The following is a 15,978-nucleotide window of genomic DNA, read 5'->3' as shown; positions in this document are numbered from 1 at the left end:
GCCGCCATCAACCTACGTAGTGGCACCGGTTGCAGTGTTGATGCTGTAGATGAACCTGTCGTTAGTGCTGCTATCAATGCCGTAGATGTTTCCCTGTGCGCAGCTCAGATTGTCCGCAGCCAGCGCGGACGGCGCCACGAAGGACAGCCCCGCCAGCATCGCCACCGCCGAAACCGGCGCGACGACCGAACGTACGATTTTCTTACCATCAAACATCTATGCACTCACCCCCAAATTACCTGAAACCTTCTTACTCATCCAAGAGCCTCCTTACAAACCTTTGGAAACCTGTTTCTGTACTGCGCACCCGCTACTGCGCAATCGGAATCACACATTGACAACGCGGATGCGTCACAGTCGCAAAGCGTCTACATCGCCAACCGCCGAATTCACCACGCAATTCAGCTTGCCGACAGAAGGCAGATGGCGCGTATCACGCCATGTCATAAACGCCTCGACTGCTCATTGACGTTAGCGAAGGAAAAGCACAATATATGCTGGAAACAAACCCTATTGCAGGCATACATACACACGGCTGACATCCTTGATTCATTGCCAGCACTGGGATTCGCGCCGCTTATCCCAACGTCCGCCGCGACACTTTCGCCTATAGAAATGGTCCTAAAATAACCCTATCAAGCTTTTATCCACCGCTTCCGGCATTGGCGTTACGGCATGAGATATGCAACGGGCCGTCCGAACTGTTGAGCTCGGACGGCCCGTTGCATATATAGGACTGTCAGTTGTGATTGTGCGCCATGCGCAGCGCCTCAGCCGATGCTTGCCTTCGTCTCATCGGAGATATCCGCGGCGAGCTCCTCGTTGCCGAGGCGCGAATGGCGGTACGAGTAGCCGAAGTAGACGGCGAAGCCGACGAGCAGCCATACGACGAAGCGGATCCAGGTCAGCACGGAGAGATTGAGCATCAGCCATAGGTTGGCGAGCGCAATGAGAATCGGCACCCACGGGTTGCCCGGCATCCTAAACGCGCGCGGCAGCTCGGGGCGCTTCCTGCGCATGATCGGCACGGAAATCGCCACGAGGGTGAAGGCCGAGAGCGTGCCGATGTTCACCATGTCGGAGAGCACGCCGACGTCGAAGCACGAGGCGACCAGCGCGACGATGACGCCCAGCACGATCTGCAGCCTGGCCGGAGTGCCATGCTTGCCGACTTTGGAGAGCTGCTGCGGTAGCAGGCCGTCGCGGCTCATCGCGAAGACGACGCGGGTGAGCCCGAGCAGCAGCACCATGACCACAGTGGTGAGGCCGATGACGATGCCGAAGGAGATGATCTTGGCAGCCCAAGTGGCGCCGACCAGTTCGAAGCCGGTAGCCAGCGAGGGGCTTGCGGCCTTGGCGAGATCCTTGTACGACACCATGCCGGTGGTCACGATGGCGACCAGAATGTAGAGCACCGTCACCAGCACCATGCCCAAGCCGATGCCTCGCGGCACGTTCTTGTGCGGATCCTTCGTCTCCTCGGAGGCCGTGGCCACCACGTCGAAGCCGATGAAGGCGAAGAACACGAGCGCCGCGCCGGAAAGTATGCCGCCCACGCCATAGATCGACGGCTGCAGGCCGGTGGCCCACTGCCACAGCGGCTGACCCATGATGCCGCTCGCCGCAGCGCCCGGCACGCTGCCCGCGGGCTGCGCCGGCGGGATGAACGGGGTGTAGTTGGACGCCTTGACATAGAAGAATCCGACGATGACGACGAAGGCGACGATGGCGATCTTCAGCACGGTGAGCGCGCCATCCACGCGGGCGGACAGGCGTGTGCCGAGCACGAGCAGCACGGTGAAGAAGGTGACGATGATCAGCGGCGCGATATCAAAGGTGAAGAATCCGAAATGGAATACGGTGTTGAAGTTGATCCCCATCAGATGGAACAGATCGTTGAGATAAACGCCCCAGTATTTGGCGATCACCGCCCCGGCCATGAGCATTTCGAGGATGAGGTCCCAGCCTATGATCCAGGCGACGAACTCGCCGATGGTCGTGTAGGTGAAGGTGTAGGCGGAGCCGGCGACGGGAATCATCGAGGCGAATTCCGCGTAGCACATCACGGCCGCGCCGCACACCACGCCGGCGATGATGAAGCTGAGGATGACCGCAGGCCCGGCATGGTAGGCGGCGGCCTGCGCGCCGACCGAGAAGATGCCCGCGCCCACGGCGACCGCCACGCCCATGACCGCAAGATCCCACGCATTGAGGTTGCGCACCAGTTTGCGTTTGCTGTCGCCAGTCTCGGCGAGCGTCTGCTCGACCGACTTGGTTCTGAAGAGTTGCATCGTTGACCTTCTTTATCTTGTCGGTGCCGTCATGCTGGTACCAAAACCGACATAGTACCGCCTAGCCAAAGGAGTATCAAGAGCGAGGACGGATAGCGGCCTGCTGCTGCTGGTGACGATGGAGATGCCGACGCTGCAATCTTTGCCCGTACCATTCTTGTCTGCACCCGGATTAAACCCAAGAATGGAAAGGCCGAAAACCGCTGTTTTTCAACGGTTTCCGGCTCACTTTGCGGAGTCGGAGGGATTCGAACCCTCGAGCCGCTTGAAGCGACTAACACCTTAGCAGGGTGCCCCTATCGGCCACTCAGGCACGACTCCGGCATTGCGACACGTGCGTGGCGCAACAGCAATCTACTCTAGCATCTGCGGCGGACTCGAGCCACCGGCGTTGCGCGATCGGTGTTGGCTGGCTTTCATACTGCATCTTGCAATACTGCAATACTGGCAGCAATGCTAACTGAAATGCTGACTAGCGTGCGCCGAACGATGAAACCGCATGCCTTTGACTACCATTGGAATCATGAGCACCGCACCGAGGATTCAAGCCGCCAAGCGCGACTGGGGACATGACGAGTCCGGCTGCACGGTACTGCACATCGACATGGATGCCTTCTATGCGTCGCTGGAAATCGCACGCAATCCCGCGCTGCGCGGCAAGCCTGTCATCATCGGCACCGGGCCGCGCTCGGTAGTCTCTGCGGCCAGCTACGAAGCACGCCGCTACGGCATCAATTCGGCAATGGCCTCGGCCCGCGCCCGCCAGCTATGCCCGGACGGCGTGTTTCTGCCGGTCGACATGCACTATTACCGCTCAATGTCGCACCGCATTGTGAGCGAAGTGTTCGGCGCGGTGACCGACCGCATTGAGCAGGTTTCGGTCGACGAAGCCTATATGGATGTTTCTGCGGCGCTCATCCGCTGGCAGGCCCCGAGCGCCATCGGCGCGTGGATCCGCAGCCAGGTCGCCGAGCGCTTCCACATCACCTGCTCGGTCGGTATCGCGACGAACAAGCTCGTGGCGAAGATGGCTTCGACCAATGCGAAGCCGGACGGCATGCTGCTCATTCCGCGCGCTCGGCAGGCCGAATTCGTGCAGATGATGCCCCTGCGCGGCATTCCGGGCATCGGGCCATCGCTTGAGAAGCGGCTCAACGGCTGGGGCATCAACAACGTGGCCGATCTGGCCAAGCCGGACGAGCACACGCTGGCGCAGGCCTGCGGCTCCGCAGCCGTGGCGCATACCTTGTTTCTTGCGGCTCGCGGGCAGGACGCACGAACCGTGACCATGCGAGCACCCGAGAAATCCATCGGCTCCGAAAGCACGTTTCTGGACGACACGCGCGACATCAGCCGCGTGCGCTCACTGTTGCGCCACAGCTGCGACGAGGTAGCCAGCACCTTGCGCCGGCGCGGCCTCACCGCGCGCACGGTGACAGTCAAGCTGCGCTTCGCCGATCTGAGCTATGCGACCAAGGCGCGTACGCTGCAGCGGCCTATGGACACTGCGAGCGCTCTGTACCCGCAGGCCTGCGAACTGCTCGCCGCGATGACCGGGCTTCCCGTCGACGCAGGCGACGAAGTGCCGCTCCCCCGCGAGGTACGACTCGCCGGGGTCAGCGCCAGCGGATTGGAAAGCATTCACAAGGTGGTCACGCAGCCGTCGCTGGACGAGCTGCTTGAGGAGACGCAATCGCCCGGTGGCGTGACGAAGTCCGCAAGGCTGCGCGAGGCCGAACAGGCGCTTGACGCCGTCCGACAGCGCTACGGCAAGAAGGCGGCGAGCTTCGGGGCGTGAAGCGACCTGACCGGTTTGCCGATTCTTCGTTGCGCTGTGCATCGCTTGCGTAGCGTACGTTTTATGGCATGATTACGGAACTCGTATCGGAAAACGTACGATAATCGCAGCTCAGCGTACGTTTTCCGATACGGACCCGTGCACCATGACAGAAAACGTACGCTCCGACCTCCACATGCTGGAAGATAGGCCGTCAGGAGACGGTACCGATATAGGGTGTCATCCTTCGCGACCTTAGCGGTCGCTCACTTCGCCTACGGGCAATCCACCGGATTGCCCGCTTAACGGCTCAGCAGTCGCTCCGCCGCCACATCGATGGCCTCGTCGGTCGCGGTCGAGGAGATGCGCAGGAAGTCCGGCGCGCCGTAGAACTCGCCAGGACTCACGATGATGCCAAGCTTCGCCAAGTCCTCGATATCCTGCCAGCAGCCGCCAGACAGGGCATGCACCCAGACATAGAGCGCACCTGAAGGCATTTTGACGTCGTAGCCATACTCGCCCAATGCCCGAACCAGCTTGGCGAGCCGCTGCTGGTAGCGTTTGCGCTGTTCAAAGACCGCAGTCGTGTCGCGCAATGCAGCCACCATCGCGGCCTGCACCGGGCCGGAGATGATCTGGCCAATCTGCTTGCGGTAGACGCTCATCTCGTCGATGATGCGCTTGTCGCCCGCGATGAACGCCGTGCGATAGCCCGCCATATTCGACTGCTTGCTCAAGGAATACAGCGCCAGAATACCGTCGGCGCTCCCGGCGCACACATTCGCGCTCAGCGCGCTCGGCGAGGCGTCGGAGCACCAGCTCATCAGCGCGTAGCATTCATCGCTGAGCACCACGGCCCCAGTCTGGCGCGCTGCGGCGACGATGCTGGTCAGCCGGGCTGCGGAGAGCACTTCGCCGGTGGGATTGCACGGCGAGTTGACCCAGATCGCCCTCACGCCGGGCACATGCCGCCACGATTCCACATCGGAGACGTCATCCACCTTGAGCACCCCGGCTCCGGCGAGCTGCGTGCCAATCTCATACGTGGGGTAGGAAATGCGCGGCTGCACGACGACGTCACCCTCGCCCAAGTGCAGCAGCGAAGCCATCAGAGCCACCGCTTCCTTGGAACCGACTGTGGGAACCACGCCGGCGCCAAGCGGCCGCAGATCGATGCCGCGGCAGTTGAGGAACCAGTCGGCGATGGCCGTGCGCAGCGCGGGTGTGCCGATCGTGGCCGGATAGCCATGCGCATTCGGCGCGTCGGCGGCTTCAGCGAGCGCCTTGCGCACGCTTTCAGGCACCGGGTCGACCGGAGAACCGACCGACAGATCAATCATGCCGCCTTCGACTTGCCGTGCGATGGCCTTGCATTCATCAAGCCGACCCCAGTCATAGGAGGTCTGGAATGTATGGAAACCCATGGAGCGCGCGTCTCAGTCCTGGCTCTGGGGCGGCAGCGCGGCGACCCGCTCGGGGTCTTTGCCGAGCGGCCCTACAGCAGCGGCACCGCCCAGATCGCCGACTTCGACGAAGTAGCTTTCCGCCGCATCCTTGTACCAGGCCCACTCCTCGGGCACGTCGTCCTCGTAGAATATGGCCTCGACCGGGCACACCGGCTCGCACGCGCCGCAGTCCACGCATTCGTTGGGATTGATGTAGAGCGAGCGCGAACCTTCGTAGATGCAGTCCACCGGGCATTCATCCACGCATGCCTTGTCCTTGACATCCACGCATGGCTGGGCGATTACATACGTCATCGGGCGACCTCCTTGCGGCGAAACGTTGTGCATTGCAGCACGCAAACTGCCCTTAAGCGTACCCGCGAGAGCGGACGCATGGCGCTGGTGGTCTCGTGCAGTGCGGCCTTCCGGTGCCTTCCGGCGCGCAGCCCTGACTCTTCACTCTTCTAGTAGGAATATCACGCAAACTGGGCCGTTTGCGTGATATTCCTACTAGAAGCAACAGTTACTAGTACGGACGTCGCGCAAACAGCCCTGTTTGCGTGACGTTGCTACTAGAACTCCGAGAACCGTCAGCGCAGCTCAGCACACTGGCTAGTCGGCAACCAGATTCATACCGATGACAACCGGTTCAGGGATCAGCCACACCCCGTAGGCGCTCTGCACGCCGTCGCGCACAGCGGTTGACAGCGCGGCGATATCACTGGCCTTGGCTCCCCCGCGATTGGTCAGCGCCAGCGTGTGACGACTTGACAGCGCGGCCGGAGCGCCCGTGGCCACCGCGTAGCCCTTGTGGAAGCCTGCGTGGTCAATGAGCCAGGCTGCGGAGGTTTTGACTGCGGACGAACCATCGGCAGCGTTCGCTGGGAATCGCGGTGCATCAGCGGGCAGCGCGGCCGCAGCGGATGGCAACAAAATCGGGTTCATGAAGAAGCTGCCGCAGCTGTGCCGGTCCCAATCGGGCTCCTCGACGCCGGTCGTGGCCTGCTGGGAGGCAAGCGCCGCGCGGATATTCTCTTCGCGTTTCGTGCCCTGCATGGCGGGATTGGCATAGCGCCCGGCATCCTCCAGCATGCCTTTGGCGGCGCGCACGACAAGCACGGCCTCGCGGATGGCGGCAGTATCCAGCTTGTCGCCAACGCCCACACCCAGCGCCTTGGCCAACTGGCCGTTGCTTACCTCGCCATAGCTGCGATGGATGAGGCGGAAGGTCACCGACAGGACGACGTAGCGCGGCGTCGGGAAGAATCTTGGCCCGGGAATGCCCGGTGCTGCGTACATGCTGGTCTTCAACGCCGATGACCGATAGGCGAAGCGCAGGTCGGCAGCGCTCAGACATTGCACGCGTTTGGTCTCGCGATCCCAGACTTCCGCCGATTCCACGCTTGCAGCGACCTCCTGGCCGTAAGCGCCAATATTCTGCACCACCGAGGCGCCGACCGTGCCCGGTATGCCGGAAAGCCCTTCGACGCCGGTCAGGCCGAGGCCCACGGCGAAAGCGACGAAATCATCCCAGTTGCAGCCCGCCTCCGCATTGACATGCACGACATGCTCGCCATTCTCTACCGGCGCAGCTTCATCAGGCACAGTAATCGCCCGGCAGCCGTCGCGCACGACGATACCTTCGAAGGCGTCGTCCGCGGCGAGCATATTCGAGCCGCCGCCGATAACACACAGCGGCAATCCAGCCCGATCGGCGTCTTCAACAGCTTCGATAATCCCTACGCGGCTCACAGGCTCTACAAAGCGCGAGATAGGGCCACCGACCCCGATGGTGGTCAGATCAGCGAAAGTCGGCGCGGCGGAAGACGGAAATATGTTCATGATGTGCCATTCTAGCCAACCGGCCTATCCAACCAGCTCATGGGTCTGCAGACGCAAAAAGCCCGACCGAAGTCGGGCTTATAACGATTTTGCGCTGATTGCGGCCTGTGCCGCCAAGCGTCAGCGGGTTTCGCGGTGCGCGGTCTGCTTGCCGCAGCGCGGGCAGAATTTCTTCAGCTCAAGACGATCCGGCGTGTTGCGACGGTTCTTCGTCGTGATGTAGTTGCGTTCCTTGCACTCAGTGCATGCCAGCGTGATGCCGGGACGGATATCCGCGCTCTTGCTTGCCATTTCGTTCACCTCTGTGGTCGTTGGTACTGGCGTATGCCAGTCTTTGTAGCGAGGAAGAGACTCGAACTCTTGACCTTACGATTATGAGTCGTACGCTCTAACCAGCTGAGCTACCCCGCCAGAGAGCCTCGAGTGAGAATCGGACTCACGACCTCTTCCTTACCAAGGAAGTGCTCTACCACTGAGCTATCGAGGCGTGCCGGATAGTGGATTCGAACCACTGAAGTCGTAGACGGCTGATTTACAGTCAGCTCCCTTTGACCGCTTGGGAAATCCGGCATGCTGCCGCTTACGACGTAAGCCGTAAATTGGCAACTTGGCTATAATGCCACGTTTGCCCGACATGCGCAAGTCAGAGACACGCCGTGTTGCTCCCGGCAGCCCCACTTCGCGCGATGCCGAACTGCTGAGCCCCTGCCGCGCATCCCCTGCGATTCAGCACCTCTGCGTCTTTAGAACCGCTGTGGTTCAGAACCCTTGCAATTCAGAAGATTCAGAACCTCTGTGGTTCAGAATCCCTGCGCCTTCAACTGCTGGCATACGTCGATGACGATGTCGTTCGCCTCCGGCTCGCCGATAGTGATGCGGATGCCCTCGCCGCTGAACACGCGCACCGACAGCCCGGCCTGGGTGAAGATCGCCGCGGCCTCGTCGGTCCGCTCTCCCAGCGCCAGCCAGAAGAAGTTCGCATATGGCTCGGCGAAGTCCCAGCCCTGGGAGCGCAGCGCCGCCACGACGCGGCCGCGTTCGGCGATGATTGCTTGCACGCGCTCCTCAAGCTCCACTGAAACATCCAGCGAGGCCTTCGCCGCACGCTGGGCCACGTCGCTTACGGCGAAGGGCAGCGATACCTTGCGCATGCCGTCGATCACATCGGCAGGCGCCACCGCGTACCCCACGCGCAGCCCGGCCAGGCCATAGGCCTTCGAGAAGGTGTGCGCGACCACAATGTTCGGGTACTCGCGGAATAGATTCAGGGCGGTGTTGGTGTTCGGCTCGGTGTTGAATTGGAAATACGCCTCGTCGAAGAGCACGAGCACGTCCGACGGCACGGCCTCCATGACGCGCCGGGCGTCCGCGTCGCTCAGGGAAGTCGCGGTGGGATTGTTGGGATTGTTGAGGATGACCAGACGGGTATGCTCGTTCAACGCGCCGATGATGCCATCGATGTCGTGCGAGCCGTCCGGCAGGTTCGGCACCTGCACGCTAGATGCACCGGCTCCTGCGACGATAATCGGGTACGCTTCGAAGCTGCGCCACGGGTAGATGACCTCGTCTCCGGGCCCGGCGACCAGCGACACGAGCTGCGTGATGACCTCGCTCGAACCACATCCCAGCACCACGTTCTCCGGCTCGACGCCGTCCATCGCGGCCAGGCGCTCGACCAGCTCCCAGCCGCGCATGTCGGGGTAGCGGTTGATGGTGCCCAAAGCCTGCTGCTCGATGGCCTTCACCACGCTGGGAAGCGGCTCGAAGGGGTTCTCATTGCTGGATATTTTGAAGCTGCGCTGCCCTTGCGTTACAGGGGCGGGCTTGCCCTGCTTGTATCCGGGGATGCTGTCGATGATCGCACGATGCTTATATGTCATGCGTCCATCGTAATCCCTTCCCGCCGCATCCCGCACACGGCAAGTGTGGCAGGCGCGGCACGTCGGTCACAGTCACATACCAACCAAACCGAATGCCGACCAAACCGCATACGCAGATATGCTTCGGCCCCGGAAGGCACGAAGCCGTCCGGGGCCGAAACGAATGCGAGCTGTCGGAACCGATCAGTTCAGGATAGCGAGCACGTCGCGAGAAGCGACGATCAGGTAATCCTCGCCCTTGTAGTTCACCTCGGTGCCGCCGTACTTGGAGTACAGCACCTTGTCGCCGACCTTGACATCCACGGGGATGCGCTTGCCGTCATCATCACGGCGGCCGGGGCCAACGGCCAGGACTTCGCCCTGCTGGGGCTTCTCCTTGGCATTGTCCGGGATGAACAGGCCGGAAGCGGTCTGCGTCTCGGCCTCAGCCTGCTTGACGATGATCTTGTCTTCCAACGGTGTGAGTGAGATCGACACTGTGGACCTCCTCTTTCTATGTGAGAGAAATCGATTGTTCCCGCGCGGGGGCACCGCTTCCAGGGCTGACGATCACTGTCCGCATCGTCCCGTTGCGCTCGTGCCTTATCGTAGCGCGAAAATTAGCACTCTGCCAACTCGAGTGCTAACGCTGAGAGTGAAACCATTGTCCTTGCAGGGAATTGCAAAGGGATTTCGGGGAATTGCGGGCAGAAATCACCTAGGCACCATATTGCGCCAACGCCATTGGGACGGTCGGCTACGGCAATTGCTGCGGCGCGCCTACAGCCAGCTCAGGAGGCGCGGCGGGCGAGCACCGCCTCGATGCCGCTGCCGAGCGAGTCCGAGGTCGCGTCGGGCACCTCAACGTCGGCTTCGACTTCGGCGCGGTGGAAGGCCTGCGCGTCGTTCACCGGGCGCCTTGTGGCCTGTGACACAGCTTTCGTGGTGTCCACGGGCTGCTCCGATGCGGGTTGATCGGCATCGTCGCTAGCTGGCGCAGCGTCGTTGTCGTTTGGCACAGTGTCGTTACTTGCAGCAGCGTCGTTATCCAGCACAGCGTCGTCAGATGGTGCCGTATCGGCAGCGGATGCAGCGTCTTCATCGTGCGAATCCTGAGGCACTGCCTTGGCTACCTGCCGCATCGATTTGATTTCCAGGCTTTCGGGGGGCTCCTGCACAGACTCCTCGACGTTGCGAGGGGCACCCAGCGAGAAGGAGATGAGATCCTGCTGCGTAGCCATATCGAAGGCATCAAGCGCGGCGGCGGCATGGACACGTTCCAGCTCGGACGTGGCATCGGATGCATCGGCCATATGACCCGTATCGGACTGCGCTGAAGTTTTCTGCGTCGAGGCCTCGTGTGCCGAGGCCTTGCGCGCTGCTACATCCGCTGCATCCGCAACACCTGTGGATTGCGCGGATTCCCTGGACTCGTTATTGGCGGAGGCGTCCGCATTCGCTGTTGCCTCAATGGAGGGCACAGTTTCTTCAGCCACTTTGTCACCCACTGTGCCAGCTATCTTGCGAGCCGACTCTCCAACCGCGGCATCAGCCGAGGATGCTGCATGCGACTGATGCTGAAGACGGGCCGCCTTGCCCTCCTCCTGTGCGCGCTTGAGCGCACGCCGTATTTCACGCTGCTCCATAATATCTGTCGGCGCATCGTCGCGGTTTCGCGCGCCCTGCGCGTTCTCCGCATCGCCCTGAACATCGTCGCGCTCGGCCTGTGGCGCGCGGCCAGCGTCGATGTTCCTGCGTTCATCGGAGGAATCAGCGTGCGCCTCGAGCGCAGCATCGGTCTTGCGGTGCGAAGCACCTGCGCGATGCGCCGCAACGTGGCGTTCCCACTCCTGGGCCTGTCTCGCGGCGCGTATGCCCAGTGCAAGCGTCATCGCCAGCAGCAGCAAGGGAATCAGCGCGAACAACGGGTTGAAGTGCCATACGAATGACATGCCGAATACGGCGAGCGTGAGCACAGCCAACGTGAGCACGAGAATTCTGCGACGGCGAATCGCCTCGCGACGCAACTTGCGCACCTGCGCGATATGCTCGCGGTACGCCTGAGCGCCTCGTGACTGTTGTGGCTGCATAACCGCCCCTTTCACCTCGTACGTACGTCCATCGGAAAACCGCATGCCGCTGTTCTCATCGACCAGATGCAGCGATGACGAAAACCTGTCCTGCCGGCGTTCGATGACCCGCTTCATGCTGTCGACCGTCTTGCCAGGCAGCCAACCGACCATCACGATCACGAGAATCGCGAGGACTATGACGGTGCTCAACGATTCGTAACCCATGTGTCCTAACAATAGAAGACTTTTTGGTACTTTGGGATGATTATTCCCGGGCGTGTCGGCTGATAAGCCGTTTTGCGAACCCTTCCGGGGCGTCTTCGGATAGCAAGCTGAACGTATCGTGGTCCCGCCAAGCGCCATCGACGTACATGTAGCGAGGCCGGATGCCCTCATGGTGGGCGTGGAGCTTCTCGGCCACGCGCCGGGACCGGGCGTTGTGCGGCAAGATGGCGATTTCCAGCCGGTGCAGGTCAGGTCCGCTGGGGTCGAGCAGCGCCCAGTCGGCCAGCAACGCAACGGCCGTCGGCGCGATGTCCTTCCCGGCGTGTCGCTGATCGACCCAATAGCCGACCACACCGGTACGCATCGAGCCATAGCTGATCGCGCCCAGCGAAATCTGCCCGACGATATGCATCTGGTATTCGATCACGAACAGCGCGCCCGTGCCGTTGCTCTCGTCGCGATGCTGGCGCTGCAGCCAGGCGTTGAAGCTCAAACCCGGTCCATGCTGCGGATCGCCTGATTCCCAAGGTTCCAGCCATTCATGGTTACGCCGGCGCACATCGTTCCACTCATCGTAATCCTGCGCATCCAGCGGACGCAGCGTGATGGGCACCGCTCCCGCCGGGGCTGCAAGCGCATCCGGCATGGCGATGCCGCCGACTTCGGGCGCGAACACCTCGCGCAATGACCGTAATAATGACACGGCCCCATTCTCCCACGGCTTTGATGATTCTTTTCGATAACCGTGCGCGAGGCCGGACTCTAGACTAGGAGCTGAGCCTTGCAGCACAGACATGAGCCACCACTTGCGAATGACGCAGAGCGGGCAATACGATATGTCGCACATTTCGAGGCAAGACAAGGAAACGGGAACGAGAATGACTATGGATGATGATGCGAAGGCTGCGAAAGCTGCGAAAAAGGCCCTGCGCAAAGCCGCGCTGGCGCGACGCCGAGCCATCGAACCCGACGAGTTCGAACGCGCCGGCGACTTGCTGATGCGGGCCGCGCTACGGCGCGTCGAGGGGCTGCCGGCGCGCAGCACGATTGCCGCGTATGTATCTATGGGCACTGAGATTCCGACGATGCCCATGATTGCGGCCTTGCAGCAGCGCGGCATGCGTGTGCTGGTTCCCCGGCTCGGCTCCGGATTGGATATCGGATGGAGCGAGCTGGGCGATTCGGGCGTGCTTGAGCCCATGCCCCGCACGGCTTCGGGCGGCATGCGCCCGCGCGAGCCGCATAGTCCGGTACTCGGGCCTGACGCTCTGCGCGAGGCGAGCATGATCTTCGTGCCCGCCTTGGTGGTCGATGGCAGCAATATGCGGCTGGGACGCGGCGGGGGCTGGTACGATCGCGCGCTTACCGAACGCGGGCCGCGCGCACGCATCGTGGCCGTCTGCTGGCCTTGGGAGAGAACGAGCGAGCCTCTGCCGCGCGAAAGCCACGATATCGCGGTCGACGAGGTGCTTGAGCTGGGCGATATGTGACGCGTTGCGACGGTTGGCCTAGCAGTGGGCCTGCAGCGTTCACGACTGGTGAAACTTCGCGTGTCGAGGCTGGTACTAGGATATGAACGGATTGAATTTCAATCAATCAGCTGACCTGAGCCTGTGGAGGAAGACCGTTGCCAACCTATCATTACCGTTGCAAGAACTGCGGGTATGACTTCACCGAATACCAATCGTTCGATGACGACCCGATCACCATATGCCCGAGCTGCCACGAAGAGCAGATACGCAAGGTGTTCTCGGCGGTGCCGATCGAGTTCAAGGGCCACGGCTTCTACCGCACGGATAGCGGCAGCGGAAAAGGCTCGAAGTAGCTTCACAAGTTTCGTAAGTTTCGCGAGTTTCGCAGAGCCGGCCTTTGGCCCGTCCGTCGAGGCCGCTCTTAACCGCATGATATTGGCAGGAATACGCCACTGACCGCGCGTCAGTGGCGTATTTCTCCCAGTAGGACCGGATTAATGGAACGATTCGGACGCTGCCCGCACGTAAGCGTCCGAATCGTTCCAGTTACATGAAAAATCGTTCGCGATAGCTTGTTTGCTGCCCACAACAGCTCCTTATTGACAGCCACAGGAACTCGATATACCATGAAGCTAACTTCATATGAAGTTAGCTTCATGTTGAGCCGCTTAGCGACAGGCGGTATTGATTAGGCATTGATTGAGGGACGAGGTGATGCAAATCAGTGAAAACCAAAATCCGCGAATATCGTAATCAGGCGGGAATGACGCAGCAGGAACTGGCGGACGCAGTGCATGTGTCGTCACGCACGATCATCTCAATCGAAAAGGGACAGTACAATCCTTCGCTCATGCTCGCCTATCGGCTGGCGCGGGCATTCGCCACGACTGTCGAAGATATATGCCAACTCGAAGCGAACAGACGACTCGACGATGAGGAGAACGGCTATGAATAAGGCGGCCGACGAGGAAGACAAGATCAAGGAAGCATCGAACCACAACTCGCGCAAATCAGCACGCGGCCAGGCGAGAGGCTCCACCGCAGTCAGCGGAGTCGTCATGCTGATGCTCGGCGTCACCGTCGGCGGCGTGCTTGCCGAAAAGCCCGAGGTGCTGAAACTGCCGCCCGCCGCAGCTGGCATTGGCTGCGCGGCGCTAATCATAGCGGGCATCGCACTGATAGCAGCGACATCCATCTGGCCGCGCAGGACGCTTGAAGTCACCATTCACCGTGACGAGCGAGATGAGCTTATTCGCATCAAAGCGAACTCAGCAGTCGCCTGCGTGATGCTGCTCGTCAACACGGCATTCGCCGTCGCATTGGTCATTCTGGCTGAAATGCTGAAACTCACCGTCCTGTACTTCATCGCTGCAGACATGGCCTTATCATTGGCTATCTTCTTGACCTCACTGATTGCCTTCAACCGATACTACGATAATCGGCTGTAGCTTTGGCTAGGGATGCCTACTGAGATTGGGGCTAAGGCCAACATGATTGTGGTCAGGTTAGTGCAGAGACGGACACCGCCGGCTACGAGCATTAGGGTTCCCAGACTTTGCAATCTGGGAACCCCATGTCGTTTCAGTAAGGGATGGACCTGGAGCCATCCACCGGATTCAGCCACGTTCTCCAAAGTCTTTGCTTGGCGGCTTAGATATGAGAACGTCTAGCAGAGCCTTACCCAGCGGCTCCATCATACCCTGTAGTGTGAAATCTGTCGAGCAAATCCTCTAGCAGGGAAGCGTTTCGTCCATTCGGCAACAGCCGGATGTCGTGCCGCGTCCTTGCGGCGCGGCTTATGAAGTAGGAGTGCATATTATGCGCAACCTGGATGAGAAGCCGCACAGCGGCTCGATGTTGTGGTTCATGGCGGTGCTTGTCATCGTTTTGGCGGCTAAGGTGGATTCCACTGTAGCCAACTGCGTGATACTGGCCTTGGCTGGTTATGCGATAAGAACCGACAACGCAAGTCGTAAGTAGCGACACACTCAGCCGTCCCGTTCATGCACATGACCGGGACGGTCACTAACGGATTACGAAGATACGTCCCTATTCATTTTCCTGCTCGCTTAACGGTTCAGCGCGACACGCCCGGAATGTGGATAACTCGAAGCGTTCGACCACATGACCTGATTGGGGTGGACTGAGCGAGCGGCTACAGTCATCATGGCAGGTATGACAACCTTATTTCACATGCCTTTGCCGCAGATTCTCAGCCGACGAGATGGCCAGCCGTCTCCTCGCCCTAGGCTGCGCCAGCGCCGGACTATCGCCACGCTGCGACGCGTGCTGATACCGGTGCTGGCCGGACTCGCTGTGCTCTTCGCCTTGCACAGCGTAGCATCCGCCACAGCAACGCAGGAAGTGCTCGTAGCCGCCCGGTCGCTGCGCCAAGGCACGCGCATTCGCCCCGCAGACGTCGAGATGCGCACAGTTCCATCCGCAGCCGCATGGCAGTCGGCGGCGCGAAGCCCGTCCGAGGTGAACGGCCGCATCGCGCAAATCGATATCAAACCCGGGCAGCCGCTGCTGGACACCATGATCAGAGGGTCGCCTGTGGTGCCCAAGGGCTTCACCGTGGTCGAAGCCCGGCTGGCCGGCGCATCCTTGGGCATGCGGCTCGGCGACGAGGTGTCGCTGGCGGCATCAGCCGGATGCCCCGTGCAACAGGCAGCGGAGGCTGACGGCCATGCGCAAGCCGACGGTGCGCAGATCGGTGGCAACGCGCAAGCTGACGGCAACGCACAGGGCAACGGCAATGCTGCCGGACGGGATGACGGCACCTGCATGATCGTCGCAACAGCCATCGTCATGGGCGAGGCGCAGCGTGACGATGCCGGCGTGGGCGCAGGCGTTTCCGTACCGCTCGCGCTGCCGCCCCGCGACGCCGTCACCATGCTGTCTGTGCAAGAACGAGGGGCGATTATGGCCGTAGCCAAGTGATGACAACAGCGACTTGGCAGGAGGAATCACTACGACAGCTCGAAAAGACTGC

The 15,978-nt window shown here is 61.2% G+C and carries 17 protein-coding genes and 4 tRNA genes; 7 read left to right on the top strand and 14 right to left on the bottom strand.

Features of this window, described 5'->3' with window-relative positions:
- Positions 1 to 12: 12 nt before the first annotated feature.
- From LKK40_RS06025 to LKK40_RS06015, 3 genes are all read right to left on the bottom strand, one after another.
- Positions 13 to 216, bottom strand: a complete 204-nt coding sequence (locus LKK40_RS06025; protein WP_304309871.1) for a hypothetical protein — start codon at positions 214 to 216, stop codon at positions 13 to 15.
- 554 nt (positions 217 to 770) lie between these two features.
- Positions 771 to 2,291, bottom strand: a complete 1,521-nt coding sequence (locus tag LKK40_RS06020) for an amino acid permease (protein WP_304309870.1) — start codon at positions 2,289 to 2,291, stop codon at positions 771 to 773.
- Positions 2,292 to 2,524: 233 nt separating this feature from the next.
- Positions 2,525 to 2,612 (bottom strand) — tRNA-Ser (locus LKK40_RS06015).
- Between the two features lie 202 nt (positions 2,613 to 2,814).
- Between LKK40_RS06015 and dinB the strand changes: the two genes are divergently transcribed.
- Positions 2,815 to 4,089, top strand: coding sequence for a DNA polymerase IV (gene dinB, locus LKK40_RS06010; protein ID WP_304309869.1), 1,275 nt, complete (start codon positions 2,815 to 2,817; stop codon positions 4,087 to 4,089).
- Positions 4,090 to 4,370: 281 nt separating this feature from the next.
- Here the strand turns inward: dinB and dapC are convergent, their stop codons facing one another.
- The 11 genes from dapC to LKK40_RS05955 all read right to left on the bottom strand — a co-directional run bounded on the left by dapC (position 4,371) and on the right by LKK40_RS05955 (position 12,157).
- Positions 4,371 to 5,492 carry a succinyldiaminopimelate transaminase gene (dapC, locus tag LKK40_RS06005; protein ID WP_304309868.1) on the bottom strand — a complete coding sequence of 374 codons (1,122 nt, stop codon included), beginning with the start codon at positions 5,490 to 5,492 and terminating at the stop codon, positions 4,371 to 4,373.
- Between the two features lie 12 nt (positions 5,493 to 5,504).
- On the bottom strand, positions 5,505 to 5,828 hold the full coding sequence (gene fdxA / locus LKK40_RS06000) for a ferredoxin (protein WP_304309867.1): 324 nt from the start codon (positions 5,826 to 5,828) through the stop codon (positions 5,505 to 5,507).
- 297 nt (positions 5,829 to 6,125) lie between these two features.
- Positions 6,126 to 7,355 (bottom strand): FAD-binding protein, encoded by a 1,230-nt coding sequence (locus LKK40_RS05995; protein ID WP_304309866.1) that lies wholly within the window; start codon positions 7,353 to 7,355, stop codon positions 6,126 to 6,128.
- Between the two features lie 120 nt (positions 7,356 to 7,475).
- Complete coding sequence (gene rpmG / locus LKK40_RS05990; protein ID WP_024464311.1) at positions 7,476 to 7,646, bottom strand: 50S ribosomal protein L33; 171 nt, start codon at positions 7,644 to 7,646, stop codon at positions 7,476 to 7,478.
- A 46-nt stretch (positions 7,647 to 7,692) separates the two neighbouring features.
- Positions 7,693 to 7,766, bottom strand: a tRNA-Met gene (locus LKK40_RS05985).
- Between the two features lie 4 nt (positions 7,767 to 7,770).
- A tRNA-Thr gene (locus LKK40_RS05980) sits at positions 7,771 to 7,842 on the bottom strand.
- Between the two features lies 1 nt (position 7,843).
- A tRNA-Tyr gene (locus LKK40_RS05975) sits at positions 7,844 to 7,925 on the bottom strand.
- Positions 7,926 to 8,155: 230 nt separating this feature from the next.
- Complete coding sequence (locus LKK40_RS05970) at positions 8,156 to 9,235, bottom strand: histidinol-phosphate transaminase (RefSeq protein ID WP_304309865.1); 1,080 nt, start codon at positions 9,233 to 9,235, stop codon at positions 8,156 to 8,158.
- A 183-nt stretch (positions 9,236 to 9,418) separates the two neighbouring features.
- Positions 9,419 to 9,712 carry a co-chaperone GroES gene (groES, locus tag LKK40_RS05965; RefSeq protein WP_024464307.1) on the bottom strand — a complete coding sequence of 98 codons (294 nt, stop codon included), beginning with the start codon at positions 9,710 to 9,712 and terminating at the stop codon, positions 9,419 to 9,421.
- A 293-nt stretch (positions 9,713 to 10,005) separates the two neighbouring features.
- Positions 10,006 to 11,511 carry a hypothetical protein gene (locus LKK40_RS05960; RefSeq protein WP_304309864.1) on the bottom strand — a complete coding sequence of 502 codons (1,506 nt, stop codon included), beginning with the start codon at positions 11,509 to 11,511 and terminating at the stop codon, positions 10,006 to 10,008.
- A 40-nt stretch (positions 11,512 to 11,551) separates the two neighbouring features.
- Positions 11,552 to 12,157, bottom strand: a complete 606-nt coding sequence (locus tag LKK40_RS05955; protein ID WP_152580486.1) for a GNAT family N-acetyltransferase — start codon at positions 12,155 to 12,157, stop codon at positions 11,552 to 11,554.
- Between the two features lie 232 nt (positions 12,158 to 12,389).
- Here LKK40_RS05955 and LKK40_RS05950 point away from each other — a divergent pair, with 232 nt between their 5' ends.
- The 6 genes from LKK40_RS05950 to LKK40_RS05925 all read left to right on the top strand — a co-directional run bounded on the left by LKK40_RS05950 (position 12,390) and on the right by LKK40_RS05925 (position 15,926).
- A complete protein-coding gene (locus LKK40_RS05950; protein ID WP_304309863.1) occupies positions 12,390 to 13,001 on the top strand; it encodes a 5-formyltetrahydrofolate cyclo-ligase in 612 nt (203 codons plus the stop codon).
- Positions 13,002 to 13,138: 137 nt separating this feature from the next.
- Entirely contained in the window at positions 13,139 to 13,336 is a 198-nt protein-coding gene (locus LKK40_RS05945; RefSeq protein WP_152580291.1) for an FmdB family zinc ribbon protein, read from the top strand.
- 371 nt (positions 13,337 to 13,707) lie between these two features.
- Complete coding sequence (locus LKK40_RS05940; protein WP_304309862.1) at positions 13,708 to 13,938, top strand: helix-turn-helix transcriptional regulator; 231 nt, start codon at positions 13,708 to 13,710, stop codon at positions 13,936 to 13,938.
- Entirely contained in the window at positions 13,931 to 14,431 is a 501-nt protein-coding gene (locus LKK40_RS05935) for a hypothetical protein (protein ID WP_304309861.1), read from the top strand. Before LKK40_RS05940 ends, LKK40_RS05935 begins: the two co-directional genes overlap by 8 nt.
- A gap of 370 nt (positions 14,432 to 14,801) precedes the next feature.
- Positions 14,802 to 14,963: a hypothetical protein gene (locus tag LKK40_RS05930; RefSeq protein WP_273296731.1), complete on the top strand. Its 162-nt coding sequence runs from the start codon at positions 14,802 to 14,804 to the stop codon at positions 14,961 to 14,963.
- Between the two features lie 195 nt (positions 14,964 to 15,158).
- Positions 15,159 to 15,926 carry an SAF domain-containing protein gene (locus LKK40_RS05925; RefSeq protein WP_304309860.1) on the top strand — a complete coding sequence of 256 codons (768 nt, stop codon included), beginning with the start codon at positions 15,159 to 15,161 and terminating at the stop codon, positions 15,924 to 15,926.
- The last annotated feature ends 52 nt before the right edge of the window (positions 15,927 to 15,978 follow it).

The sequence above is a fragment of the Bifidobacterium tibiigranuli genome, from assembly GCF_022655035.1.
In the GTDB taxonomy this organism is placed as follows: Bacteria; Actinomycetota; Actinomycetes; order Actinomycetales; family Bifidobacteriaceae; genus Bifidobacterium; species Bifidobacterium tibiigranuli_A.
Note: the sequence above shows the minus strand (reverse complement) of the source record. Positions and strands in the feature narration are given on the sequence as shown.